The 26,460-nt window shown below is 35.5% G+C and carries 23 protein-coding genes; 6 read left to right on the forward strand and 17 right to left on the reverse strand.

Going from position 1 to position 26,460, the window contains the following annotated elements; translation table 11 throughout:
* Positions 1-107: 107 nt before the first annotated feature.
* The 6 genes from CF599_RS11460 to CF599_RS11485 all read right to left on the reverse strand — a co-directional run bounded on the left by CF599_RS11460 (position 108) and on the right by CF599_RS11485 (position 8,314).
* The gene (locus CF599_RS11460; protein WP_121966158.1) at positions 108-1,457 is read right to left on the reverse strand and encodes a sigma-54 dependent transcriptional regulator; all 1,350 of its coding nucleotides are present in this window, start codon (positions 1,455-1,457) and stop codon (positions 108-110) included.
* Between the two features lie 175 nt (positions 1,458-1,632).
* A complete protein-coding gene (locus CF599_RS11465; RefSeq protein WP_121966159.1) occupies positions 1,633-2,661 on the reverse strand; it encodes a YncE family protein in 1,029 nt (342 codons plus the stop codon).
* Between the two features lie 10 nt (positions 2,662-2,671).
* On the reverse strand, positions 2,672-3,862 hold the full coding sequence (locus CF599_RS11470) for an alpha/beta hydrolase (protein WP_121966160.1): 1,191 nt from the start codon (positions 3,860-3,862) through the stop codon (positions 2,672-2,674).
* A 10-nt stretch (positions 3,863-3,872) separates the two neighbouring features.
* Positions 3,873-5,162 carry a hypothetical protein gene (locus CF599_RS11475; RefSeq protein WP_121966161.1) on the reverse strand — a complete coding sequence of 430 codons (1,290 nt, stop codon included), beginning with the start codon at positions 5,160-5,162 and terminating at the stop codon, positions 3,873-3,875.
* A gap of 1 nt (position 5,163) precedes the next feature.
* Positions 5,164-7,533, reverse strand: a complete 2,370-nt coding sequence (locus tag CF599_RS11480; protein WP_254050288.1) for a TonB-dependent receptor — start codon at positions 7,531-7,533, stop codon at positions 5,164-5,166.
* A 271-nt stretch (positions 7,534-7,804) separates the two neighbouring features.
* The gene (locus tag CF599_RS11485; protein ID WP_121966162.1) at positions 7,805-8,314 is read right to left on the reverse strand and encodes a hypothetical protein; all 510 of its coding nucleotides are present in this window, start codon (positions 8,312-8,314) and stop codon (positions 7,805-7,807) included.
* A gap of 367 nt (positions 8,315-8,681) precedes the next feature.
* Between CF599_RS11485 and CF599_RS11490 the strand changes: the two genes are divergently transcribed.
* On the forward strand, positions 8,682-8,954 hold the full coding sequence (locus tag CF599_RS11490; RefSeq protein ID WP_121966163.1) for a hypothetical protein: 273 nt from the start codon (positions 8,682-8,684) through the stop codon (positions 8,952-8,954).
* A gap of 116 nt (positions 8,955-9,070) precedes the next feature.
* Here the strand turns inward: CF599_RS11490 and CF599_RS11495 are convergent, their stop codons facing one another.
* The 6 genes from CF599_RS11495 to CF599_RS11525 form a co-directional block, all read right to left on the reverse strand.
* Positions 9,071-9,799 carry an MBL fold metallo-hydrolase gene (locus CF599_RS11495; RefSeq protein ID WP_121966164.1) on the reverse strand — a complete coding sequence of 243 codons (729 nt, stop codon included), beginning with the start codon at positions 9,797-9,799 and terminating at the stop codon, positions 9,071-9,073.
* A gap of 558 nt (positions 9,800-10,357) precedes the next feature.
* A complete protein-coding gene (thrC, locus tag CF599_RS11500; RefSeq protein ID WP_121966165.1) occupies positions 10,358-11,647 on the reverse strand; it encodes a threonine synthase in 1,290 nt (429 codons plus the stop codon).
* Positions 11,647-12,567 (reverse strand): homoserine kinase, encoded by a 921-nt coding sequence (locus tag CF599_RS11505; protein ID WP_121966166.1) that lies wholly within the window; start codon positions 12,565-12,567, stop codon positions 11,647-11,649. The genes thrC and CF599_RS11505 overlap by 1 nt, the downstream gene beginning before the upstream one ends.
* 1 nt (position 12,568) lies before the next feature.
* Positions 12,569-15,016: a bifunctional aspartate kinase/homoserine dehydrogenase I gene (gene thrA, locus CF599_RS11510; protein ID WP_121966167.1), complete on the reverse strand. Its 2,448-nt coding sequence runs from the start codon at positions 15,014-15,016 to the stop codon at positions 12,569-12,571.
* A 130-nt stretch (positions 15,017-15,146) separates the two neighbouring features.
* Positions 15,147-15,293 (reverse strand): hypothetical protein, encoded by a 147-nt coding sequence (locus CF599_RS19655; RefSeq protein ID WP_173835548.1) that lies wholly within the window; start codon positions 15,291-15,293, stop codon positions 15,147-15,149.
* 560 nt (positions 15,294-15,853) lie between these two features.
* Positions 15,854-16,906, reverse strand: a complete 1,053-nt coding sequence (locus tag CF599_RS11525) for a CNNM domain-containing protein (protein ID WP_121966169.1) — start codon at positions 16,904-16,906, stop codon at positions 15,854-15,856.
* 328 nt (positions 16,907-17,234) lie between these two features.
* Here CF599_RS11525 and CF599_RS11530 point away from each other — a divergent pair, with 328 nt between their 5' ends.
* Together CF599_RS11530 and CF599_RS11535 are read left to right on the forward strand one after the other, a co-directional pair.
* Positions 17,235-18,266 carry an MBL fold metallo-hydrolase gene (locus CF599_RS11530; protein WP_254050289.1) on the forward strand — a complete coding sequence of 344 codons (1,032 nt, stop codon included), beginning with the start codon at positions 17,235-17,237 and terminating at the stop codon, positions 18,264-18,266.
* Between the two features lie 4 nt (positions 18,267-18,270).
* A complete protein-coding gene (locus tag CF599_RS11535) occupies positions 18,271-19,068 on the forward strand; it encodes an AraC family transcriptional regulator (protein WP_121966171.1) in 798 nt (265 codons plus the stop codon).
* 53 nt (positions 19,069-19,121) lie between these two features.
* Here CF599_RS11535 and CF599_RS11540 read toward each other — a convergent pair whose 3' ends face one another.
* The 3 genes from CF599_RS11540 to CF599_RS11550 form a co-directional block, all read right to left on the reverse strand.
* Positions 19,122-20,378: a hypothetical protein gene (locus CF599_RS11540; protein ID WP_121966172.1), complete on the reverse strand. Its 1,257-nt coding sequence runs from the start codon at positions 20,376-20,378 to the stop codon at positions 19,122-19,124.
* Between the two features lie 158 nt (positions 20,379-20,536).
* Positions 20,537-21,040 (reverse strand): DUF2199 domain-containing protein, encoded by a 504-nt coding sequence (locus CF599_RS11545; RefSeq protein ID WP_121966173.1) that lies wholly within the window; start codon positions 21,038-21,040, stop codon positions 20,537-20,539.
* Positions 21,040-22,107 (reverse strand): SMI1/KNR4 family protein, encoded by a 1,068-nt coding sequence (locus tag CF599_RS11550; RefSeq protein WP_121966174.1) that lies wholly within the window; start codon positions 22,105-22,107, stop codon positions 21,040-21,042. Before CF599_RS11550 ends, CF599_RS11545 begins: the two co-directional genes overlap by 1 nt.
* Positions 22,108-22,203: 96 nt before the next feature.
* Here CF599_RS11550 and CF599_RS11555 point away from each other — a divergent pair, with 96 nt between their 5' ends.
* Entirely contained in the window at positions 22,204-22,752 is a 549-nt protein-coding gene (locus CF599_RS11555) for a GNAT family N-acetyltransferase (protein ID WP_121966175.1), read from the forward strand.
* Here CF599_RS11555 and CF599_RS11560 read toward each other — a convergent pair.
* Complete coding sequence (locus CF599_RS11560) at positions 22,741-23,772, reverse strand: IS1595 family transposase (protein ID WP_121966176.1); 1,032 nt, start codon at positions 23,770-23,772, stop codon at positions 22,741-22,743. The genes CF599_RS11555 and CF599_RS11560 overlap by 12 nt on opposite strands.
* A gap of 90 nt (positions 23,773-23,862) precedes the next feature.
* Here CF599_RS11560 and CF599_RS11565 point away from each other — a divergent pair, with 90 nt between their 5' ends.
* Complete coding sequence (locus CF599_RS11565) at positions 23,863-24,438, forward strand: Crp/Fnr family transcriptional regulator (RefSeq protein ID WP_121966177.1); 576 nt, start codon at positions 23,863-23,865, stop codon at positions 24,436-24,438.
* A 6-nt stretch (positions 24,439-24,444) separates the two neighbouring features.
* On the opposite strand, the gene CF599_RS11570 is transcribed toward CF599_RS11565, so the two are convergent.
* The gene (locus tag CF599_RS11570) at positions 24,445-25,287 is read right to left on the reverse strand and encodes a hypothetical protein (RefSeq protein ID WP_121966178.1); all 843 of its coding nucleotides are present in this window, start codon (positions 25,285-25,287) and stop codon (positions 24,445-24,447) included.
* A 149-nt stretch (positions 25,288-25,436) separates the two neighbouring features.
* Here CF599_RS11570 and CF599_RS11575 point away from each other — a divergent pair, with 149 nt between their 5' ends.
* The gene (locus CF599_RS11575; protein WP_121966179.1) at positions 25,437-26,450 is read left to right on the forward strand and encodes an NAD-dependent epimerase/dehydratase family protein; all 1,014 of its coding nucleotides are present in this window, start codon (positions 25,437-25,439) and stop codon (positions 26,448-26,450) included.
* Positions 26,451-26,460 lie beyond the last annotated feature (10 nt).

The following is a 26,460-nucleotide window of genomic DNA, read 5'->3' on the forward strand; positions in this document are numbered from 1 at the left end:
CTAAAAAAGCCATCTTTATAAACTTGGCCTTTTTAAGCCATCTTGTATCCGTCATTTAAATTATTACGTTTAAAGTTCTAAAAACAAAAAATTGTAATATTTAGAAACTACCCTATCCCATACTCCGCCATCTTGCGATATAGCGTAGTTAAGGCAATACCTAACAGTTCTGCTGTCTTGGTTTTATTGCCATTCGTATGTTGAAGTACTTTTTGGATATGTTGTTTTTCTACAGACGCCAAATCAAGAGCTGATAGACCGTCTTCTGTAGGTTTGTATTTTTGTTGTACTTCATAAGGCAAGTCACTTACTTCTAACTTGGTGTGCATACACAAGATAATAGCACGCTCCATCGCATTGCGCAACTCTCTAATGTTCCCTGGCCACGGATATAACTTCATTGCTTCTAATACCTCAGTAGAGATAGCCTGTACAGCACTGCGTTGCTCTGCTGCAAACTGCTTTCTAAAAAGCTCTGCTAATAACGGAATATCATCAATACGCTCTCTCAATGCAGGAAGGTTAATCTCAAATACAGAAATACGGTAATACAAGTCTTCTCTAAAATGTCCCTCGTTTATCTCCTTCTCGAAGTTGCGATTAGTAGCTGCTATTATACGCACATCTACCTTTGTTGGTTTAGTATCACCTATTTTTAAAAACTCTCCTGTTTCTAATACACGAAGTAACTTAGCTTGAAGCTCGATAGGCATTTCTCCTATTTCGTCTAAGAATATAGTTCCTTGATGTGCTTCTTCGAATAGCCCTTTCTGATCTTTCATCGCATTGGTAAACGAACCTGCTTTATGCCCAAACAATTCACTCTCTAATAAGTCTTTACTAAAAGCAGAGCAGTTAAGCGCTACGAAGCTGTGTTTCGCTCTATTACTTACTCGGTGAATAGCCTGTGCGAATACTTCTTTTCCTGTTCCTGTTTCTCCGGTTAATAATACTGTAGCATTGGTAGAAGCAACTCGCTTAGCCAAGTGAATAGCTGCCATAAAAGAAGAAGACTTGCCGATTACTTGATCAAAGCCTGTAACCTCTTCTTCTACTTCCACTTTATTCTCTTCTAACGTACGGTTTACTGCCACGCGTTCTAAGGCACGATATAGTAGCGGAAGTATCTTATTGTTGTCATCCCCTTTAGTGATATAGTCAAAAGCGCCATTCTTAATGGCCTGTACCCCATCAGGGATATTCCCATAGGCCGTAAGTAAAATCACCTCAACGGTAGGATGTACTAATTTAATATGTTCTACGAATGCTACTCCGTTTCCATCCGGCAACTTAACGTCGCATAACACCACATCGATAGGTACTTGTGCCAACTTCTTAGTCGCTGATTTTAAATCAGGGGCTTGATGTACTTCAAATCCTTCTAACTCTATAATACGCGATAAGAGCTTGCGCAACTTCTCTTCGTCATCTACCACTAAGATCTTCTGTAGTGCCATATTCACTGATTTTATATAAAGTGCTAAAGGTATGAAAGAATCCTTATCTCTGCTTAAAGCCTTTTTTAAAATTAGCAGAAAATATAAAGAACGGTTTATAATATGCAAAAATGGCTACCCCTCTACTGGGTAGCCATTCTTTAATTATAGATAAAATATATGGTAGGATAAATGATTATAATTGTACTTTACTAACAGTATCACCATTAGTATCTACTTGAGCTTCTTGCCCTTCTACTGCAGGCATTTTCTTAGTTTTATTCGTTACATAAGCGATACCTGAGTTTTTATTTACAGCTACAGTATTAGGATGACTTCCTGTCTCTAATTCTTTCACTACCTCATAAGATTTACCATCTACGATAACAGTCTTACCGCCTACTCTATTTGCTAAAACGATTTTATCTTGTTTAGGCAAGTAGTTAACTCCTAAAGAACCTCCATTAAACTTAACTACTTTAAGTAATTCTCCGCTATCTGCATTTAATACAGTTAAACCTGTTGACGAATTAGTAACAAATAATCTTCTTCCTGCTTCATCGATTGATACGTTGATTGGGCTTTCACCACCTGAAGCGAACTTCTTGATTACTTTCTTGCTCTGAGGATCAATAATAGCCACCTCATTTGTTCCCATATTTACAGCATATAATTTCTTAGTCTTTGTGTCAAACGTCAGACCTGCTGTATGAATTCCTGTGTTGTCAATATATCCTTTCAACACATCTTTCTCTCCATCAATAATCCAAATCTTACCGTCTTCTTGTGTATCTGAAGCATAGATAGTATTTGTTTTTTCATCAATAGCGATTTCTCTATTGTGTCCACTTTCATTAGTACCTGGAATTACTTTTGTTTCTCCCGTTTTAAGGTTTAATACAGTTACAGCATTTGTGATTGTATTCGTACCATAAATCTTTTGAGATTTCTCATTTACAGCGATACCGAACACAGGATTTCCATTCACACTGTACTCTTTCTCTACTGATAAGTCATTTCCATTTAACTTAAAGATCTTTCCTTCTTTTGTTTTAAAATCAAGTACAGAAGCTACATAAACTCCATTATCTACACTGTTATAAGCAACCTCATAAAGTCCCTTTCCTACTTGTTGATTCTTATCTATTGTTTGTGCTGTAGCAGTAGTTCCCATTGCTGCTAACACCGTAGCACTCATAAATGTTAGTGATTTGATGTATTTCATATTGTTATTATTAAAAATTATTACTTTCTATTTTAGATAAGTCTGCTATCATCCAATTAAAAGCCTGTTGCCAATACCAAGCGCCGTGCTTTCCTCTTGGATTAATATTTAACTCATAATTCAACTTTAATCTAGACTGATGTACTTCTAAAAACCTCAAGATATCCTCATCCATTCTAACTACATTTCCATCTCCTTTCTTTCTATTCTCACGTTCACCACCATAGATATAATACTGTTGTTTTTGAATCTTCTCAAGTTGATTAGCAGATAACCTACTTATGTAAACATCTAGATTATTGTCATCTTGCCATATCGACGGAGAGAATACCCCAATCTTGCCAAATGTCTCTGGATACGTTAATCCTGCATATAGTGAGATTAGCCCTCCTAGAGATCCCCCTGCTATACCTGTATATTTTACATCCTTCAAGGTTCTATACTGTGCATCAACATAAGGCTTTAAGGTCTCCACGATAAACGAGATATATTCCTGCCCTTCTGCTATTGGATTCTTTTGAGTAGCAAAGAACGAATACTCTTTCTCCCTAAGATTCTTTTGATAATCGTGATCTATCCCTACGATGATATATTGATCTCCATATTTAGCTACAGTCTCATCGACTTCCCATTCTACAGGTCCTAATCTCCCTTCTGATGTTGCCTCGTCAAACAAATCTTGTCCATCGTGCATATACCATACAGGATATTGTTTCTCACTAGATTCATAATCTTTCGGTAGATAAATTCGTATATCCCTTACTCTATTAAGCTCTGGCATATAGAAGTTCTTTAGAACGATCAAATCATCAGGAGCAGTAGATGCTTTAAACTGATCTCTCCACGCCTTGATTTCATTCTTTAGCACAGTATCTTCTGTTATCATCACATCGTGTAGATTGATTAACCTCCCCTGAGTAGAAGACTCTAAAGACTGCCAAGTACCTCTTGTGAATTTGTATTCTAGCACCCCCTGAATGATGTTCTCTACCTCTACAGCATACTGATTACCTGTACCTGCTACTTTCTGCATTAGATAGCGTTCATCTTTAGGCTTCCACTGATTGAAATTTCCCGTTAGATAAATAGCATCCTCTGTCTTAGCGAAGTCATCTACCGTGACCTCTACCCTTACTTTAAAACTATTCTGTGCTTGCAAATTCATAACCATCATTAAAACAATAAACACATACTTCTTCATTGATTATCTCTTATAACTTGTTTACTTTAAAAAGCCCTTGAGGTTTTCCTCCTTTTTGAATCTCTATAGATGGAGTTGCTTTCTGCAAATCACTTGATAATTCATAGTACCCAAGCTTCGTGTCATTCACCACGCGGATAAACTTCTTATCATCTACTTTAGATACTCCTAAAGAAGCTGCCGGTGTCTCTACTAATGTTACTCCTTCTATCTGAATAGGTGTAACAGCCTTACTCTTAACATCTATAACGACATATTTCCAAATAGGCGTTAGGTTAATCTTCTGTGGATCTGCTAACGGTGCATCATTTACTAAGGTTACGATCTTGCCTTTCTCTACATAGATAGTTGAGAATTTACCTGGAGAAACACTGTTGAATAAACTATTAAAATCTAACTCCCAAGACTGATCTACTTCATTCGAGCCATTCTTTATACGAGCTATCTTAGATTGGTCTCCTAATCCTCCTGTTTTTATCCCTTGACAGATAAAATACAAGTCCTTATTCTCATCGAAGTAGTATAATGGATTCTCATCCACAAAAGCGATATTCCCTGTGTTTTTCACGCTTGTATCCCCTATCCATTTGCCATTAGTCAAATCAATAACAGCGATATGCACATCTTTAGATACTCCATCAAACATACCTCCCTGAGCACCTTGATTCTTCCCAAAAGTGATATCTGCATATAACTTATTGCCATTGATAGCTAGTAGATGCTGACCTATCGCTTTAAAATTCACTCCTTGTAGGTTTAGCTTTTTCTCTAACGCATTAATCTGTTCTGAGTAATCACCTAACATACTTTTCTTTGCCATACTCACTGGATCAAAAACCTGTATTTGAGCTGGTTGTGCTCCTTCAAAGTAATATCCTGTTGTAAAGTCATTCGTCAAAGTAAAGTTTCCTGAACCTGCGATCTTAGGTTCTACAGCAATACTTTTAGTTGTATAAAATCCTTTCTCATCAAAGACAAATTGCCCTAAAGCACGAGAGTTATTGTCATCAAACATTCTATATACACGGTTACCATACTGACGGTAACCTCCCATTCCACCTGATGCAGTAGTATTCCCTGTTGCATTATCTATCGCTCCTTTTGGCAAAGTAGAATAGGCTTTTAGGAAACCATTCTTAATAGGTCCCTTCCCCTCAGATAAAGTCATTACAAAATATTGACTTGGTTTAACTTCTGGATCTACTGGAGTGACAGGATTATTGTCATCAGAAGAAGAACAAGATGTCATCACAAGTGCAAACACAAACGACATCGATAATAGTGGTTTTATAAGTTTCATACTAATTGAGTTTATAGTTAAGTTTTAAATAGATACTTCTACCTGCTTTCTGTATTTTGAAGTAATCATATAAGTCTTGATTCAATAGATTTCTAACCTCAACACCTACAGATACTCCTTTATCTTTTAATTCATACACTGTTCCTAGCGTAACGGATGTTTGATCAGGAACTATGTTCTTTACATCCCCTTTACTACTGCCAAATAATCCTAAGAATCCACTTGGTTCCATTGATTTGTCTATAGGTTGAATATAGAACTCACGCACGAAGTTTACATTCATATACGCAGTCCATTGATCTTGCTTGCGCAGTATATTATCGAACTTTGCTTCAGCACCTATATTTGCAAAGAAGTAAGGAATATTAGGTACTCTATTGCCTTTTAGCCATTTGTCAGAAGCTTTATCAAACTCCCCATAGCGAATGCTCTGCCACGTAAAGTTTCCATAAAACTTGTAATGATTAGCTACCTTTAGACTTACATCTCCTTCAAAACCATAGCCATTAGCCTTCTCCTTATTCACATAAATAGAAAGAGGTGGGTTACCTGAAACTAAAACAACTATATCTCGTGTATGTCTGAAAAAACTATTAAAACTATACGCCAAGTTCCCCACCTCTTGCTCTATTCCCAAATTTAGATTTAGACTCTCTTCTGGTTTTAAATTAAAGTTTGATGCTGTAAAAATATAATCACCAAATAACTCTGTATATCCTGGTAATCTTCTAGCGTCTTCTATAGAGAAGCGAAGATTAGTTTGTTCGCCTATTTTATATTTAGCGCCTAATGCCCACCCAAAATCACTATCTGACACACTGTGTATGTCTCTAGCTGTTAGATCTACATTACTCCCTGTGTTCAGTCCTTTACTTGAATAATTATACATCTTCAGGATAGCATTAGTCTCTAGCTTGCTATCTAACCACTGACTCGTCACCCCAACTGCTACTACATTTTTCTTATAATGCGTTGGTAACTCTATCACGGTTTGATTTAAATCTTGAAGAACTCTTCCATAAGGATCTACTCCTTCTCGTTTAGTATAATTATAAGTATTGTTTAACCACAACTGATGATTGGTATTTATCTCATAGCCGATTAGTGTTCTAGAAGTAAAGAAAGTCATATCAATATCAGCATCCATCGGCATATCTCCCTCTCCTCTAAATCCTCTAGGTGTAAACTCTCCTAGCCAATTATATCTCCCTTTCAGAGTATCTATAGCTTGTGATTTAACCACGTTATAAGAAAGAAATTGATCTACAGAAATCTTATCATTTAAGAACTTCTTTTTATAGCGGAGTGTAGGGACAATGCTGTGTTGCTTATCTTGAATACCTCCGTAAGGAACAGCCATAGAAGTTGGGCTATTCTGAAGTTGCTTATCTATCGTATAATAGCTAATTCCCAACTCTAGCTTATCAGCCCAAGATAGATTATTAGCTCCGATATAAGCATTGCTATAGAAGTGTTTATAGCGATTGTGAAACAGCTTGACCTTAGCGTGAGTCTTTGCTAACTCTGCATCTGGTGTATTAATCTTATAATTGTTATCTGAATAGTTATAGAATACTTCACCTCCTATATAGAAGTTGTCATTTAGATTATAATGCCCTCTGACAGCAGAACGCACAGTATTAAATGATCCATACTCAGTAGAGACTCTTAATTGATTGTTTTGAATAGCAGAAGAGACTAAGTTAACCGCTCCCCCTAATGCATCACTTGCCAAGTGCACAGGAATAATACCTTTATACACTTCTACTTTATCTAACACATCTAGTGGTATATTTGACAAATTATATCCCTGCCCCATATAGTTAATAGGAATACCATCTTTAAAGAATCGTATCGCATTTCCCTGGAAGCCATTTAGGTTAATATTTGTCTCCGCACCTAATCCTCCTCCTTGTCTAACACGTACACCTGTCGTCTTATTCATCAAGTCGTTCAGAGAACTTGGACGTAGTATTTCACTCTTCGTATCCACTGTAACCGCGCGAATAATATTGCGATTACTATTCTTTTGCTCATCATCTTTAGTGCGAACGATGATATCAGATAATAAAGTATTATCCACATCTAATGCTATCGAGTTACTGATCGCCTCAATAGTAGTCACTGTCTTTGAAACACTTTGATAGCTATCTGCAAAAACTTGAATCGTGTAGGTAGCTTCTTGTTTTAAGTCAAACTGTACCTTACCCTCTCTATCCGTCTTATGCTGTTGATCATTGATAACTACCACAGCATTCTGCACTGCTTGATTATGGTGATTCGTGATTATTATGCTCTTCTTCACTTGACTCCAACCTATGGAAGTCATCGTTAGAGCCATCAATAATGTAACTTTGTTCAGCGTACCCACTTGTTATTTAGAATTATTTTAAACAGTGACAAATGTAGACTTATTTACATCACTAACAAGAATAATTCTAAATAGAAGGCATTATAACACCTATTATAAAATAATAAAGCACACAGAAAAGACTAATTAAAAATAAAAAGTATAGAATTAGAAATAATATAACTCAATATATCCCTTGATCAAATAAAGAAAAAATAGAATAGTTAAAGTTTAAATACGCTCTATATACAACACAAAAAACCCTTCTAATCACGAGACTAGAAGGGTTATATTATTCCTCTTTATTCCATTTGACAAACCACTTGGCTATTCTACCAAAATTAGTTAACAGTAAGAATCCTAAAACTAAACTAGTAAAAGCGGTAAAAGCACCATACTCACCATAGAGAGGCATATTTTCATTTCTGATTGCTACAGTAAATCGCTGTATAATCCACGTAATCATGTAAGGCAGCTTAAACACAATAAGTATTCCACCAATAATAAATATCCCCACCTTAACAATATCAATAGCAGTCACGTTACCTACCTCAATATTATCAGTCTCATAACCTTTACTCAAACGGAAAAGACTAACTATCTTATCTCCATATAACATTAACAGAGTAAATACTACTAACAAAAATATATGTTGACCTATATCTGCTAGTAAATTACCAAAGGTATTTTCCTTTACAGTAATCAAATAGTACAGACTACTTAATAGAGACAAAAAATAGGTAAGAAATAAGTAGAACCCTATTAACTTAACAAATGCTGTAAACAAATCTCTTTTACTCATAGCTATTCATATTAAAAGAATGAGTATCTAATATACAACACTTTAAGGAATTTATTAAAACTTTCTACCCACAATTATACACTGCTCGTTCCATATCGTGATAGAACAGTACTCTCTCAATAAACTCAATACTATAAAATAATGCCAAGTAAAGGTCTCTAAAAAATTTATTAAACTGTCCCTATTATAACCTAGTGTTTATAAGGGTTTGGAAGGTATCTAAAAATATTGTCCTTTATACCCAAAAACAAACATCTGAATTAAAGCCATTTACAATTTAGTTAATGTCCTATTAGCTATAATAGTGTCCTTTTTTTAGTTTTTTATATGATATAGGTTTGCTACATAATATTTTAACTATAAAATTATGGCCAAATTAGAAAATGCTTTTATGATGAAATACTTAAATCAAGTAGAACGTACTCCATACGTTGCAAATAACCTTGCTAATTTAATCGATAAGATTGAAAAAGTTTATTCTGATAATCAATTACAATTAATAAAGAGTATTATTAATAACAATATTGTTTTAGAAAGTTCTTGTAGAACACCTTATTATGGAGAAATTGAAATTGTAAGAGGATGTATTTATAATCTTGATACCTGGCTTGTAAACAACGATATAAAGTATCCTTTTTAATTTTCTCTTTGTATTAAACTCCATTTAGTTCCTACTTAAATGGAGTTTGCTAATTATTACTATTCGTAGCTTTCTGTCTTATTTATTTTATAATATTCTAAGTAGTATTACCTTATCTACTCACAACTATACACTGCTCGTTCCATATCGTGATAGAATAACACTGTCCAATGCTCTGCCTCCGCCTGTATCTTCCATTCAGTACGCCACTTCATCGCTAACTTACCGTCATAATCACTCTTAAATGCCATATTAAATTCTAGGTAACTATGCTTCGGTAGATTATCCGCACCATAGAATATGATTTGCTCCTCATCTTTAATCCAAAACACCTGCATATACGGCGTATGTCCTCCTACCACTTGATAAGTGATATGCTCATCTATACTGCCCTGATCATCATTCATCCATACAATATTTGGCAAAGCTAATGCCTCTTCTAAAATATCGTAATCAAAAGAAATATCATCCATCGACAACTCTGAAAAGGCAACTTCTCTACGCTGAATGTATATCTTCGCATTCGGGAAGCGCCCTACATATCCGTTATCTGTTTCTTCTACTAGCCCATTGATATGATCTTTGTGCAAATGTGACATCAGCACCCTGTCAATATCTAAAGGAGTTAACCCCTCTTTTGCCAATAGTTTATCGATGACATACTCCCCATTCTCTTGATAACCTAAACCTACATCAAGTAACGTATTATGGCTATCTGTTCTAATCAAAAAGGGCTGTACTGCTAACTGTATTTCTGTGGTTAATACCTTATCTCCTATGGGTAAAAAGTTCTTTACCTCATCTTCATAAAAATCTCCTTCTTTTAAGGGTACTACTTTAATCATATTCACTGTAATTTAAAAGTGTAAAGATACGTAATCAATCATACCTTAAATCCCAATTACGAAATACTCAATCGCTTTAAACAAAAAAACTACCTCTTCTCATATATTAAAAAAAGTAAGTATCTTTGTATTATTCAACAGATTGATTCTTCAATCTATCCTAAATCAGAACAAACACTTCTTTTCATTTAAACTTTCTCTACCTAATCCTCCGAGATTACTATCTACCACTTACTATATAGTAGAATAATTTTGGATGAATGTATAATGACTACATCGTGACAGCATAGTGACTCCATTAAAAAGCCTATTTTAATGGAGTTACTATGGACTCATTATGGACTCACTCAAAACAAAACCACAAGAAACCCTGCAACATATACCAATAAACTAAATAAAAGGAGAAATTGTCTAAAAATAGACATTTAAGAACGGAAGATGAATAAACAGAGATTAATCATCTATTGACTAACTGTTTATATCTGATGCAAAGATACATAAAAAAGAAAAGGCTTAGTGAGACACCAAACCTTTTCTTCTAAAAAATACAATCTATTATTACTTTAAAAGTACTCTCTTTAACTCTTCATAATTTTGAATCACGGTACTCTTCTTCTCCCCTCTCATAATATCCTTAAGGCGATCTGGAATAGGAATCTCAATATTTAGCAATTCTTCTATGCACTCAGGAAACTTAACAGGATGTGCTGTTCCTAAGAATACACCTGTAAAATCCTTATGCTCTTTAGCGTATTTCTTAATTCCTAAATATCCTACTGAAGCGTGAGGATCTAATAGATAACCATTCTTAGCATACTGTTCTTCTATTAATGCTAGTGTAGCTTTATCCGCAAAAGAATAGGCTGACAAATCATTACTTAACTCTTCTGCATCTTTAGCAAATAACTCTAAAATACGCACAAAATTACTTGGATCACTTACATCCATCGCATTAGAGATTGTCTCTACCGTTTGTTTTGGTGTGTATGCTTTAGACGAGAAGAATCTTGGTATCGTATCATTAGCATTAGTAGCTGCAATAAAATGGCTGATAGGCAATCCCATTTGCTGTGCGAGCATCCCTGCGCAAATATTTCCAAAATTACCGCTAGGTACAGATACCACTAATGGTTTATTTAGATGTTGTAATTCCTTATACATCAAGAAATAGTAAAACATCTGTGGCAACCAACGTGCGATATTAATGGAGTTCGCAGAAGTTAGATGACAGTCTTTTAGGCCTTCATCTAAGAACGCTTTCTTCACCATCGCCTGACAGTCGTCAAAACTTCCCTCTACCTCTATTGCCTTAATATTCTTGCCTAATGTAGTTAGTTGTTTCTCTTGGATGCTACTTACTTTCCCTTTTGGATAAAGAATAACTACTTCAATGCCTTCTACATCATAAAAACCGTGTGCTACAGCTCCTCCTGTATCACCTGAAGTAGCCACTAGAATAGTAACTTTCTCTTTCTTTCCTTTGACAAAACTTCTCAAGCATCTAGACATAAATCCTGCCCCAACATCCTTAAACGCTAACGTAGGCCCGTGAAACAACTCTAATGTATAAACATCCTTATCTATTGGCACTACAGGAAAATCAAAAGCTAAAGTCTCTCTAACAATTTGTCTCAATTCTGCTTCTTCAATATCATTGCCCACAAAGGGAGAGATAACTTGGTACGCTATCTCTTCCTTGCTTAAATGCTGTATATTATCAAAAATTGCCTTTTCTAATCTAGGAATCTCCATTGGAAAGAACAGTCCTTTATCCTCTGCAATACCTTGTATTGCCGCTTCTTTAAAAGAAGCGATTCGCTGAGGGTTATTTAAACTATAATACTTCATTACAACACTTTTATACCTTGTGGGTTAATAGGTGACACGTGAATATCAAATTCATATCCTGCATCTTTAACTACTTGTCGCATCGCTTCTGCTACGCGCTCTGCATTTACTTTTCCTTTACTTAGGGCAAATACAGAAGGTCCTGATCCTGAGATACCACCACCTAATGCTCCGTTATCACAAGCAGCTTGTTTTAACTGTGCATAGTTAGGAATTAGCAGTGAACGCTTAGGTTCGACGAACTCATCGTGTAGAGAATTACCTATCAAATCATAATCCGAAGTGTAAAGCCCGCAGATCAATCCACCAAGATTACCACATTGTGTAATTGCTTGCTTTAATGTCACTGATTGTTTTAATACTGAGCGAGCATCTTTAGTCTTTAACTCTATCTGCGGGTGAATAACAGTAGCGTATAGTTCCACTGGCGCTTGAATATGTATAATGTTTAAAGGTTCGTAGCTGTGTATAAAGGCAAAACCACCTAATAACGCAGGAGCCACATTATCAGCGTGAGGTGCACCACTTGCAAGAGCCTCTCCTTGCATCGCATAGTAGATTAGTTCTTTATTAGTCAATGGGTATCCGCATAACGCATTGATACCATAGACTGCACCTGCACTACTAGCTGCACTACTTCCGATGCCACTTCCCGCCTTGATATTCTTGTGAATAACAATCTCAAAACCAAAGTCAGGTTGCAACTTCTCTAATAAGGCTAAAGCAGCTACTCCCGCTACATTATTCTCTACTTCGAGTGGCAAATCAGCGCCTATAATCGCTTTAATACGCACTCCTTTTTCTGCTGTCTTAGTGATAATCATCTCATCACCTACATTATCTAAACACACTCCTAATACATCGAATCCACAAGATAGATTAGCGATAGTAGCAGGACAAAATATCTTAATTTCTTTCATCTTATAACAATTTACTTCCAATTCTTATTACATCAGCGAATATCCCTGACGCTGTAACTTCTGCTCCGGCACCGGCTCCTTTTATCAATAGCGGTTGTTCTTTATAACGGTCTGTGTAGAACATCACGATATTATCTTTACCCTCTAAGTGATAGAATGGGTGATTAGACATAATCTCTTGCAACCCTACACTAGCCTTACCATCTTTAAGTGTTGCCACTACTTTTAGACAAGCACCTTTTGCTTTTGCACCTTCATACATCGCTTTAAAATGAGCTTCTTCTTTGGCTAAAGCAGCTATAAATGTATCAGCATCCTTCGCCTCCATACAAGATGCAGGTAAAAAATTAGCTACTGCGATATCCTCTTCTTCTACCCAATAATTACTCTCACGCATTAAGATCATTAGCTTTCGCTTCACATCTACACCACTCAAATCGATCAATGGATGAGGCTCTGTGTACCCTTCTTTTCTTGCTAAAGCCACAACCTCAGCAAAAGGTTTAGAACCGTCATATTGATTAAAGATAAAGTTTAGACTTCCACTTAATACCGCTTGGATTTCTTTTACTTGATCTCCTGATGCCACTAAGTTTTTGATTGTATCTATAATCGGCAATCCCGCTCCTACATTCGTTTCATATAAGAATGGAGCATTGTATTTTTTAGACAAAGTTTTTAATTCCTTGTAATAATCCATAGTAGAAGAACAAGCAATCTTGTTACACGTTACCACAGCGATACTGTTCTTTAGATAAGCCCCATAAGTCATCGCCACCTCAGCAGTAGCTGTATTGTCAACGAATATACTGTTGCGCAAGTTTAACTCCTTAATCTTATCTAAGAAGCCCGCCTGAGTCATCGGCGCACCGCAGTTAGACAAATCCTTTACCTCTGCTAAATCAAAGCCTTCTACGTTAAAGCACATCAATTTAGAGTTAGCAATACCAACTACCCTGATATTTACCTTAAGGTGATCTCTTAAATAGTTGTGCTGTTGTACGATTTGCTCTAAGAACTTACCTCCTACATTTCCTATTCCCATCACAAATAAGTTCAACTGAACCACCACTTCCTCAAAGAAAGCCTCGTGCAATACATTCAGTGCTTTCTTGACATCTTTCTCTAAGATTACAGCTGAAATATTACGCTCTGACGCCCCCTGAGCGATAGCACATATATTAATATTATTACGTCCTAGTGCGCTAAACATTCTACCACTTACCCCTTGGTGACCTTTAATATAATCCCCCACAGCAGCGATAATAGACATTCCTAGTTCTACACGCACAGGCTTCACTTTCTTATTGTGTATTTCGAATTCAAAAGCAGCATTAATGACCTTCTCTGCTTTCTCAGCATCCGCTGCGATAATAGCAAAACAGATAGAGTGCTCAGAAGAAGCTTGTGTAATGAAAATAACGTTGATATCCTCTAGTGATAACACCTCAAATAAACGCTTAGAAATACCTGCTACACCTACCATACCGGGTCCCTCTAATGTCAACAACGCTAGATTGTCAATATTCGTAATTCCCCTTACAGGATTAGGATCTGTACTCCCTAGTGTACTCACTAAACTTCCCTCTGCCTCAGGCTCAAAAGTATTCTTCACAATCAATGAAATCCCCTTAGGTAATATAGGCGCTAAAGCTGATGGATACAATACTTTCGCCCCGAAGTGAGAAAGCTCCATTGCCTCTTGGAAGTTGATGTGTTTAATGATTTTAGCCTGTTTAACCACTCTTGGGTTAGCTGTATAAATACCACTTACATCAGTCCAAATCTCCAATTCCTTTAAGTTCAATGCCGCGGCAATGATAGCTGCTGTATAATCAGAACCTCCACGCCCTAGTGTAGTCACTTGCTTCTCTTCAGACTCCGCAATAAACCCAGGGACAATAGTCACTGCACATTTATGCTCTTGAAAATAGTCTACAATCAAGGCATCTGTCACCTCGAAGTTCACTGCCGCCTTTCCAAACTTGTCGTTTGTTTTAATAAAAGCACCACTGTACCCCTGACGACAGTCTTGCCCTTGTGCTTTCATCACCTCAGCGATGATGTAAGAAGATAAACGCTCCCCAAATGACATAATTAAATCCTTAATACGAGGAGATAATTCGCGAAGTAGATAACACCCCTGTAACAATACTTCAAGCTCATTTAGTTCTCTAATCACACTACTTAATATTCCTGCTTGTTCATTCACAGGGATTAAGGCACGTATAACTTCTAAATGGCGGAAGCTAATTTCTTTAAATTGGTCTACATATTCATCCTTGTGATCTGCTGCTTGTACAGCTGCTAATTGTAGTAAATCTGTTACTCCACTTAAGGCAGATACCACTACGATAACCGGTTCTTCTATATTGTTGATGATATCTATACATCTCTTTATATTCACGGCATTAGCCACTGATGACCCGCCAAACTTTATTACTTTCATAAAAAATTCATTGATTTGGTTGAGTCCAAAAAAAGTAACTAATTGATACTGTTGATTTTGGACAATAAATAATACAGCCGTTAAAAAATAAACGACCACAGACGATGGTTATATGTAATAATTTCCCCCTTTACAGGGTCGAGATAGACGACGATGACGTAGATGTCAACGTAGACGTAGTTACTGTAGAAGTAGTAATGATAGAAACACGAGAAGTTGCACCACTTAAGATAGTAGTGTTTAAAACAGGGTTATATGTTCTAAGATTCGCGTTCATTGATAAGGCTAAGATACCAAAACCATTTTGAAATAAACTAATAAATTGTTAAAACAATTCAAACATTCTTAATTTAGAGGCAGTTACACTATAGTTGTATCTCAATGATATCAAGACTTTAGAGATATATAATTGTTAATGAAAAAAATCACAGAAAGGGTATAACCTTAAGTCTGTAACTACCATTTACTGCGAATAAATTCTACTTTACATAGCTTCAATTAGCTCTCAAACCACACTAGAGTGTGCTTTAATCACTAATATTGCTCTGTTTTGTATAATTCATTCTCGTTTAAACGTTATCTGCAGATTTAAGGTATAAAAACAACAAACTCTACCACAATGAAGTGATAGAGTTCGGTGTTTTTATGTTTTATAATTCAACAGACAGTGTCTGTTAAATCTAGAATGAGCGATAGACATATAAACGAAAAGTAATTATACAAGATAGTTCTGAATTAGCGATACAAGCATACTATAGTATGGTTTTAGAACTAATGAAAGAACTATGAAGTAGAATTACTTTGTAGTATTTGGCTAACACTGATTGTGGGTTAACTCTATTTATCCTCTGCTAAATAAGCATATTTCTTTTGTCTGTTTTGCCATCTCTCTTCTGCAAATTGTCTCAAGTCAACAATCTTGTCCTTCTCATCTACAATCTCAAACCCCAATAGTGTTTCTAGGATATCTTCCATCGTCACTACACCATCTACCTCACCATATTCATTAACGACAATAGCGATATGCTCGTGATTCTCCTTCATCTTGTTCCAAGTAGTAATTACATTCAACTTCTCAGATACAAATAATATCTTTCTCTTGATGTCTTTTAACTTCACATCAAATCTATCCTCTGCCAAGTACTCAAAGGCAACTTCTCTCAATACATAACCTGTGATATTATCTTTTGAATCGCTATATACTGGAATTCTTGAGAAATGCAACAGCTCTTTATTCTTTAGGAATTCTCTCAATGTCATCTCCTCATCAGCACTCACCATCATAATACGCGGCGTGTGAATCTCATCTATGCGCACTGCGTTTAGCTTAAATACGTTTTGGATAATCTTATTCTCCTTTACCGCGATAATACCTTCTTGCTCACCTATACTCGCTAAAATAGCGATCTCTTCTCTACTGGTAGATGACTCTGTACTCTTCTTGCTCAATCGCTTCGTTAAGAAAGACGACATCACCACTAAAGGGTAACTCACCATCATCATCACCGAAATAGTAGACGCCATAGATCCGTAGATATCTTTGGCATAATTAGCACCTAATGTCTTTGGGATAATCTCTGTCAATACCAAGATCAACAAGGTCAATACAGCAGATACCACACCGAAATAAGCTTCACCAAAAACAATAGTGGCTTGTGCACCTACTCCTGCTGCACCTACTGTGTGGGCAATAGTATTTAATGATAGAATAGCAGAAAGAGGCTTGTCCACATCTTCTTTTAATTCAATCATTTTTAAGGCTTTCTTATCTCCTGATTCTACCTTTGTTTTTAAGAATGAAGTGGATAAAGAAAGTAAGGTTGCTTCTGCGATAGAACAGATAAATGATACCGCTAAGGCAAGAAACAAGTAAACTAATAATAATGTCATCTATTTTTAAATATATCGACAAGATTACTCATTTAAACCACGTAATAAGACAAATAATTAATCAAAACATACAAAACAAGCACTGAAACGTCAATACTGGTTACTGATATTTAAATCTAGTCTTATGTTCTAGTGGAAATAGAATAATGAACTTCTCAAGACAGTTAATTTGAGCTTTTAAAGAAAGTTATGTCTTACTTTCCACTTTACTTTTGTCAGATATAACAAACTACAGATGAAGTCTAAAAAAATAAAATTACATGTACTAAACATAGTGAAAAGAGTTTTTATTATTCTTCTGATTTCTATTATTTTAATCTCATTATTTATGTTACACCCACAATTTGGAAAACGACCATCAGGAGCAAGGTTAGAAAACATTAAAAAATCAACACAATTTAAAGATGGTAAATTTCAGAACACACGCAATACTCCTCAGGTAACTAAGAGTTTAGGAATTGCTCTTTATGAATTCTTCTTTAAAAAGGACAAAGATATAAAGCCCTCTAATAATATACCTTCCAAAACAATAGACTGGGAAGAAATACACAAACAAGAAAATAGTTTAGTGTGGTTAGGCCATTCTTCATATTTTATGCATATAGATGGTAAAAATATTTTAGTCGATCCTGTATTGAGTGGTAGTGCTTCTCCAATACCAGGAGGGGTTCAATCCTTCAAAGGCTCAGATATTATTACCTCAGAAGAATTACCTAAAATAGATTATCTATTTATCTCTCATGATCACTATGATCATATGGACTATAAAACATTAAAAATCTTACAGTCTAAAATAGACAAAGTCATTGTTGGTTTAGGTGTAGGAGCTCACTTAGAATCTTGGGGTTATACTACTAATCAAATTATCGAAGCTGACTGGTGGGATGAAATTAACTTAGCTGATGGTTTTAAAGTTACGATAACTCCAGCTCGTCATTTTTCAGGTAGAAGTATTTGGACAGCTAATACACTATGGGTTTCATTTGTTCTTCAAACTCCACAACACAACCTATACTTAGGAGGAGATAGTGGATACGACACACACTTCAAGGAAATAGGAAATAAACTTGGTCCCTTTGATTTAGCTATATTAGAAAACGGACAATACGATTTAGGTTGGAAATACATTCATATGATGCCAGAAGAAGTAATCCAAGCCACAAAAGATTTAAAAGCAAATATCTTATTTCCGGTTCATTCTTCTAAATTTGTACTAGCCAATCATTCTTGGTATGAGCCTTTAGATCGTGTATCTACTGCTGCTCTAAAAGAAAAACAAGCGATTACAACACCAATGATAGGAGAAATAGTGAATCTAAAAAGTATCAAAACAGAACCAAATTATTGGTGGAAACAATAAGAGTATGAAACAACAAGATGATTTATTTGGAATACAAAAGGTTTGCTATACCAAAAATAACAAATCTGGAGAGCAATTTATCAAAACAACTGGTATCTGTATTATTCTATCTGGAAAATTAGAAGCTTATGATGGAGTCACTAAATATCTCTATCAAGAAGGTGATATTATTCTTTTTAAAAAAAACACACTTATACGTTTTGTAAAATACGCATCGGTAGACAAACCTTTTGAATCCATATCTATCGTATTTAAAGAAGAGCAATTAAAAGATTTTGCCCTAAAAAACAATATATCTTCTACTATCGCTTCTACAGATTCTCTTTATAAGTTAACTAATACTCAACTTATAAAAAACTTTTTCCAATTTTTACAACAATGGTTTAACTACCCAATAACAAAAACACTTATCACACTAAAAAAAGAAGAAATATTGCATCTTATCTTACTAAATAATCCTATTTACAGCAATGTATTATTTTTATTTGACACACCTGGAAAGATTAATCTAGAAGCCTTTATGAACAATAACTTTCGATTTAATGTTCCCCTTGTTCAATTTGCGTTTCTAACAGGTAGAAGCTTGGCTACTTTTAAACGAGACTTTGAAAAAATATTTTATACTTCTCCAAACAAGTGGTTACAACAAAAACGCTTAGAAGAAGCTTACTTTTTACTAAAAGAAAAGAAGATGAAAACAAAGGATGTTTACATGGAAATAGGCTTTGAGACGCTATCTCACTTTTCTTTTGCTTTTAAAAAACAATTTGGAATTACTCCTACTGCATTAAGAGCTGAATAATATATAGAAGCACATAATTATTAATAATTCTGTGCTTCTATATATTTAACCCATTACGTACACTGCATCACATATCCACTTACTCTACTCTTCTCACAGTAGAAGATATAGCATATTCCGCCACTGCCGTAATAGACTTCGCCTCCCTGTACATCAGGGATTTCAGAATCTAACTGCATAATGAATTGCATCTTCTCTCCACTAATCGGACACGTTAATAGATCTGCATTCTGTATCCAAGTAGGCTCACCGCCTATTCTGAACAAGTTCTCTCTGCTGTTGCTACTTGCCCAAGATTGGTATGCCCATCTTGCATCCGTAGGAGCTATACTTACTTCTGTAGGTACCATCGCGTACTCTTCTGTCCATTCGATAATTCCTAATTCTCCTATCTTATGTGGCATTCCCTGCTCATCATGTTGATAATAGACTACGCCATTTTCATTTAATTCGCGTAAATGACATCCTAACACTAAAGTAGGCAAACTTATGTTTAAGCCTTTTGGTATAGGGTCTAACGTGATGATATGCATAAACGGATTGTTCTCGTCTTCTGCTAAGTATCCACCTATTTTATATTTATCTGCTAATGGTGTACCATTCCAAGTTGGGTGATCTGTGCGGTTTAGATGAACAGTACTTGGCTTATTTAGGTACTTTGGTTCAAATAGAATATGGTAAGTTTGCTCAGAACAATAGCTCTTTACTTTCCCTTGTTCTATATAAAGTCCTACACTTTCTAAATACCCATCTACATAATCTGATGCACTTGCATAAGTACTCAATTCTAATGTTAATGCGTGTGGAATAAGTTGTTCTATCACCTGAATATTACGTGATTCGACTAAACAGTTAAACACTTTTATCTTCGTTTCTAAGTCTGTATCTATATGTAAGAACTGCGTTAGATAAGGTTCCAACTGTTCTGCTGGCAAGTAACGCCAATAATAATCAGCGTAATAACTATCGCCGTTGGCATTAATAGCCAATAATTCTTCTATATAAGGATGAAGAATATGAGGCATTTGAATACTCGCATATTCTAATAAGCTCTCAGCTAACTTACTCTCTTTTTCTTGCAGTATTGCGATAGCAGTCTTTGCCAAAATGCAAAAGTGCTCTTCGCTAACGTAGCTTAAGGCAGAATCAAATAGCGTACTGCTCTTGATATTATTTGTCAGAAACTCCAAGCAGAAAGCATATACTTCCTCTTCGTTTTTCATAATCGCTCTAAGCTGATTATATACATTCGGAGTATTCCACTCTGTCTGCTTAAAAGCTATGGCTAATTGTTGTCCTGTGTTATTCATTTCTCAGTTAAGGTATACCTATTTTGATTCGTTGCTGAATTTGTGGGGAATGCTTGAGAAATACTAGCCTAATAGGGCATTTTGTCGAAGGAATGTTCTCGCATTCTTCACTTAATTCTCAAATAATTTAATATCTAATTATCTCTTTAAGAGGCGTTCTATGGATTTATCAAAGCAGCTATTCTACGCAAAGCTTCCTCTGTAGAGATACCTTCATAAAACTCCTTGATAAAGATAGAATCACCTTTTTGATGAGGAAGAATAGTCGGTATTCCCTTGCTATTATCCACCTCAACATTAGTCGGTAAAGCAAACGACGTATTCGGTGGATAATTAGGCAGATTAGTCACTAACCAACCGAAGTAAGTAGTCTTATATTCCTTGTCTTCATAATGTTCATAGTAGTCCTTCATACTTTCTTGACTTAAACTAACCCATACCCCGTAATCCAAATATTGGCAAGCATCATAGACATACTGCGTTAGCACACCTCGTAGGTACCACAGTGTCTCCCCATCTTTATCGATACTACACACCTCACTTGTCAGATCAGCGTGCTCTCTTTCTTCCTCTGTTAGCCCAAGATAAGTATCAGGAGCCTTAAACACTAACGCAGGCCAGTCCTCGTGTTCTTGCCCACAATCTGCACATATATATTTCATTAGAATGTTCCGTTATCTATTATAAATTGATATTCATCAGCATTATGATCTTCTAAAACAGCAATTTCTCTGTAAATTAGCTCTTCTAAACGAAACGCTACAACAGTACGTTCCCACGACTCGTTTTGCAATTCTATAATTTGCCCATACATCCCCGTCTCACTTGGGTCAGTATCTATCAGCAAATAATCTCCACTTTTACTTTCTGCAAAAGGAATCCACTTAGAGTTAGTATATCCTGTGCATTTTAAGCGAGTATCATAGTCCTTCAATATTTCTTCTTCGACTTCCTCCTCATCGAACAACTCATTGATACCCTCCCATTCGTCTGCTATTTTTTCAAAAGGCAATAAATCATAATTCCAACCATTCACTTGTAGGCTTAAAGCTGAAGTTACTGCATTCCACTTGACATTGGCTATTTTATAAAAGTTGACTAAAATAGGAGGTAATTCTACTTCGTCTAATTGCTCTACGACAGTGTCTAACTGTTCTTGAGTAATACCGTGCGTAGGGTTATAATATTTATTTTCTGCTCCTACTCTATTTTCTATTGCTTTTTTCCACTCATACCACACTGCTTCTAGGTACTCGAAGTTTTCATCTACAGGAAGTAATGCTACCTTTTCTTCCTCTACCTCTTCATAAGCTTGTAAAGAGAGTGAATTTAACTTCCCATCTCTGATGTTATACCATACTGACACATCATTAAATACAAAAGCCCCTGTATCATCTGTATCCCATAGCTTAATACGATCTGACTTATGATTATTATAATACAACATGGCATCTGCCTCTCCATCAAAAGACAATTGCCCTGTATATGCAGATTTAACAGCAGTAGGATAATCTTCTACCTTATAGTTTACCTCTATTGTGTCAATGCTTATTCTGTCTTTAGAGAAAGCTCTTAATCCTGCTGTATGCCAAATATAAGCATCGTTATACTCTCCAACAAACACCTCCGCCTCTCCAAATAATGCATATAGATCTTCTTTAGCTATAGGAAAGCTGTATTGGTTACCATTTATCTCAAACCCTCTTGTAGTAAAATCAAACTGAATCATCTCTTCTTTATTTTGGGCTAAAATACTATTAATTTCAAAATAGTGAACTCACTGAATATATCGAAATATTTATTATTTTTATAAAAACCTTAAACTATGAAAACACTAGAGCTAACCACAGAACGCCTTCTTTTAAATCAACCCCATATAGATGATATCCCTCGTCTAGTTGAGATAATGAAGAACCCTGTATATAATCAGAATACTACTAATATTCCCTTCCCATATACTGAAACAAGTGGTCAGTTTTGGGTGAACTTAGCTAAGGAAGAGCTTGAGGTTGGTAATGCATACATCTTTGCTATTCGTCTAAAAGGTAGCTCTACTATCATCGGAGGTATTGGATTAGGAATAGACAAGGCCAATAACAAAGCGGAGATGGGCTATTGGTTAGATAGTGAACATTGGAACAAAGGCATCGTTACAGAAGCAGGAAAAGCTATACTACAGTTTGGTTTTGACACCCTTCATTTAAAGAAGATCTTTGCTAGTTATTTTACCTTTAATGAAGCATCAGGAAAGATTATGCAAAAGATTGGTATGCAACAAGAAGGGGTATTAAAAGCACATACTTTAAAAAGTGGTGAGTATCTTGATCATGTGTTTTATAGTGTTATTAATGGCTGTAGTTTATTATTGTGTTGATATTAGCTCCTGATATCTTTTAGAAATATGTTTAAAGCTTAGATACGCCTTAGTATCAAGTATAGTCTTTAATGCAAATTCTTTTAAGATGTCTTTAGCACCTTTTATCTGTTCTTTTATCCTAAACCAATTTAGATACTGTTGCAAATATTTAGTAGATACTCCCCAAAAGGTATTGTTAATCCATTTCTTTATTTTATTATGAGTTGAATTAACGTGTTGAATATGAAATATTTTATTTTTCACACGTTGTTTAATAGCCACTTTTAATGGATGATGTTCTATTTTATTATCTATAGCAAAGCCTTTGTAACTAACATGGGCATCACTACACAAAATAGTTTCATTGGGTTTTATCCTTGTACCAATAGCATTGGCAATGTCTTTTTTCTTTAATCTTCCCATTGTAGCCACAGTAATATCCATAGATGAATTTCTGTCTTGTGTAACTAAAACAGCTACTTGATCATTACTAATACCTTTTTTTTTAGATTTTCCTCCTCGCTTTCTTGATTTACGATCTAAGGCACTACTTCCTTTCTCTGAACTTAAAAAGAATGTCTCATCACTTTCTGTAACTCCAATAAAACCACCCTTTGATTGATCTGATAAAGAAGCTAATATCTTATGTCTCCAATCAAAGGCTGTTTTTTTATTTATTGCTAATGATACTTTTATTTTGTCCAAGCTTTTCTCTTCAACCATAAGCTCTAAATAATTAGTTATCTTATCTTTATGATGTATCCCTGCCATCCAAGTACCTGAATATTCAGTAAAACTCTTATGGCATGACTTACACTTATAACGCTGGGAATTACTTTTAAAGCCAAACTTAACATATTTACTATGACCACAATGTGGACAAGATCCTTGTTTGTTATTTAATAAGTTGCGACGAGAATATTCAATACCTGTATTTAAAGAAGAGACATTAACTTCAGTTTGAATATCTTCAAGAAGTGTTAAGCGTTCTGACTCAGATAAGCTTAATATTATGGTTTTTAATTCTGACAATTTCATAATTAAAGATACGTAAAATAATACCTATTTAAAACTACAGCCTTATTAATGAATAGTCGCTTACCTTTACCCTCTATTAAATAATAAAATATGTACCAACAGCTATTTGATCTTATCTCAGCTAATCTACCACTTACAGAAACTGATATGAAACTGTGTAAACAATACATAGAACCTATATCTGTCCCTAAGAATACAATCTTAGAAGAGGAAGGCACTGTACCTCAGCACCTGTACTTTGTGGTATCAGGTTTTGTGAGATTGTTTAGTTTAAATAGCAAGGGAGAGGAAGTAACTACGCATATTAACTGCCCTCCTGGGTTTATCACTTCCTATACTCATTTTATCAATGAGACCAAAGCAAGTGAGAAGTTGGGCTGTATTACTGACTGTGAGTTGCTAAGAGTGACCAAAGAAGACTTGGATGCGCTAAACCAAAAGAGTCCTTTGTTTAAAGACTTTAGCATCTGGGTATTCCAACAGTCATTAGCCTATAACGAAAAACGCTCTCAAGAGTTAGCTACACTAACTGCTGAAGAGCGTTATAGAAAGTTGATTATAGAACACCCTGAAATACTTCAGAATGTCCCTATTCAACATATTGCATCGTTCTTAGGGATGAATCCTAAAAGCTTAAGCCGTATTCGCAAACAGATTAGCAAGTAAGAAGCCTTACTCTTTAATCTTTGCTTTTACTTTTTGGGTAATATTATTTGTCATATTGATAGTCAGCCCACCTTCAGTCTCTATATTCACGATGATACTCACTGTACCTGATATAGACTCGATGTACTGTTTCTCGATATTATAAACTACTTCTTTCGTTCCCTTGCCTTTCATTTCGGCGAACTTGCTACCTTTACTTTCAGAGGTAATCACTGACTCAATCGTCAAGTACGCTTTTTTCTTCTCTATTTTCACTACTTTACTAGTGTCTTGTGTAGATACCTCTACTGCATTCTCATCTGTAAGCTTGATATTCTTCTTACCATTCGTTATAAATGTTTCATTTACCTTAATTGGTGTTTTAGAGAATCCACTGCTGTTAAACAAATCATCTAATAAAGTCGAAAGCCCATCGCTACTAGCTTTATACTTTTCTGCTAAAGCCCTAGTTTGCTTTATTCCATCCTTGTTTAAATATCCTTCAGTGATATTTTTTGCACTCCCCTCCTTATCTGTGCTAAGCAGTGAAATAGATTTAAACTTTCTAATCACACTTTTGCCAAGGTCTACACTAAAGTTTAGTTTATCCTTATCTCCATTCTTCCAATTGACAAGATAATCAGAGTTAATCTCTAAAGTCTGATAAATAGGATACTCAGTACCACTTGCCTTGATCATATCAATCAATTCCTTATTCCCAAGTAAATTAGTGATATTACTATTCTTCTCTTCTGAAGTAATCTCAAAAGTGGTATTCGGTTTAATATCTAGTACTAAGCGTACAGATTGTTGAGCTTGTAATTGTGTTATAGCAAATACACAAAAAACGGTTAACAATAACTTTTTCATAGTCTTTTTAATGTTTTAAAAACTTGTGCAAATTTAGCATATTTTAACATCCAAACCACTAAGGAAGCAGAATATTAATTAAGTAACATTTGTGAAGTGCATTGATTATCACATTACTGACATTTGCCTAACAAAACAAGTCATCAGATATGGAATCAAACAACTTAGCCCTAGTATCAGGAGCAAACGGCCATTTAGGCAATAACTTAGTAAGATTATTACTTCAACAAGGAATCCCTGTGAGAGCAACAGTGAGAAATATAAATAATACAGCACCTTTTAAAGGATTAAACTGTGAGGTAGTACAGGCAGATATTACAGACAAGGCTTCTTTCGTCAAGGCTCTACAGGGTGTACATACTTTTTATGCTGTAGGGGCTTCTTTTAAACTGTGGGCAAAAGATCCTAAAAAAGAGATTTACGATGTGAATATGCAAGGGACAAAGAATACGATAGAGGCTGCCGCTGAAGCAGGAGTGAAAAGAATCGTATATGTCAGCTCTATCGCCGCCTTAGACTATACCACCTTACCAACCAAGGAAAGCAATGGATATAATCCCGATCGCCGTGATATGTATTACAACTCTAAGAATGACGGAGAGAAGCTTGCCTTCAAATTAGCAAAAGAACTAGGCATAGACCTCGTATCTGTGATGCCTGGAGCAATGATCGGTAGTGAGGCTTTTCTTCCTTTAAATGTGTCTTATGGCGTTCTGAAACTAATCATTAATAAGCAGATACCTATCGACACGAAGATTACGCTTAACTGGGTAGATGTAAAGGATGTCGCTATGGGATGTTATCTAGCTGCACAGAAAGGGAGATCAGGTGAACGCTATATCTTGACAAACGAAAAGTGTATGACGATAACCGATACCACTAAATTAGCACAGAAGCTATATCCTGAACTAAAGCTAAAAGTACCTGGTGCAGTACCTAAATGCCTTCTTTATACGATAGCAGGACTAATGGAATTCTCTGCTAAAGTCAGTGGTAAAGCTCCTGTTTTAACGACCAAGGATATCTCAATGTTCTCCGGATTACAGCAAGACTTTGACATTTCTAAATCGAGAAAAGAGCTAGGGTTTAATCCAAAAAGCACTGAGCAGACACTGACAGAGGCATTCGCTTATTTAATGAATAACAAGGAGTTATTGAAATAGATTGAGAGAA

It is taken from the genome of Myroides sp. N17-2, from assembly GCF_002286775.1.
Taxonomy (GTDB): domain Bacteria; phylum Bacteroidota; class Bacteroidia; order Flavobacteriales; family Flavobacteriaceae; genus Flavobacterium.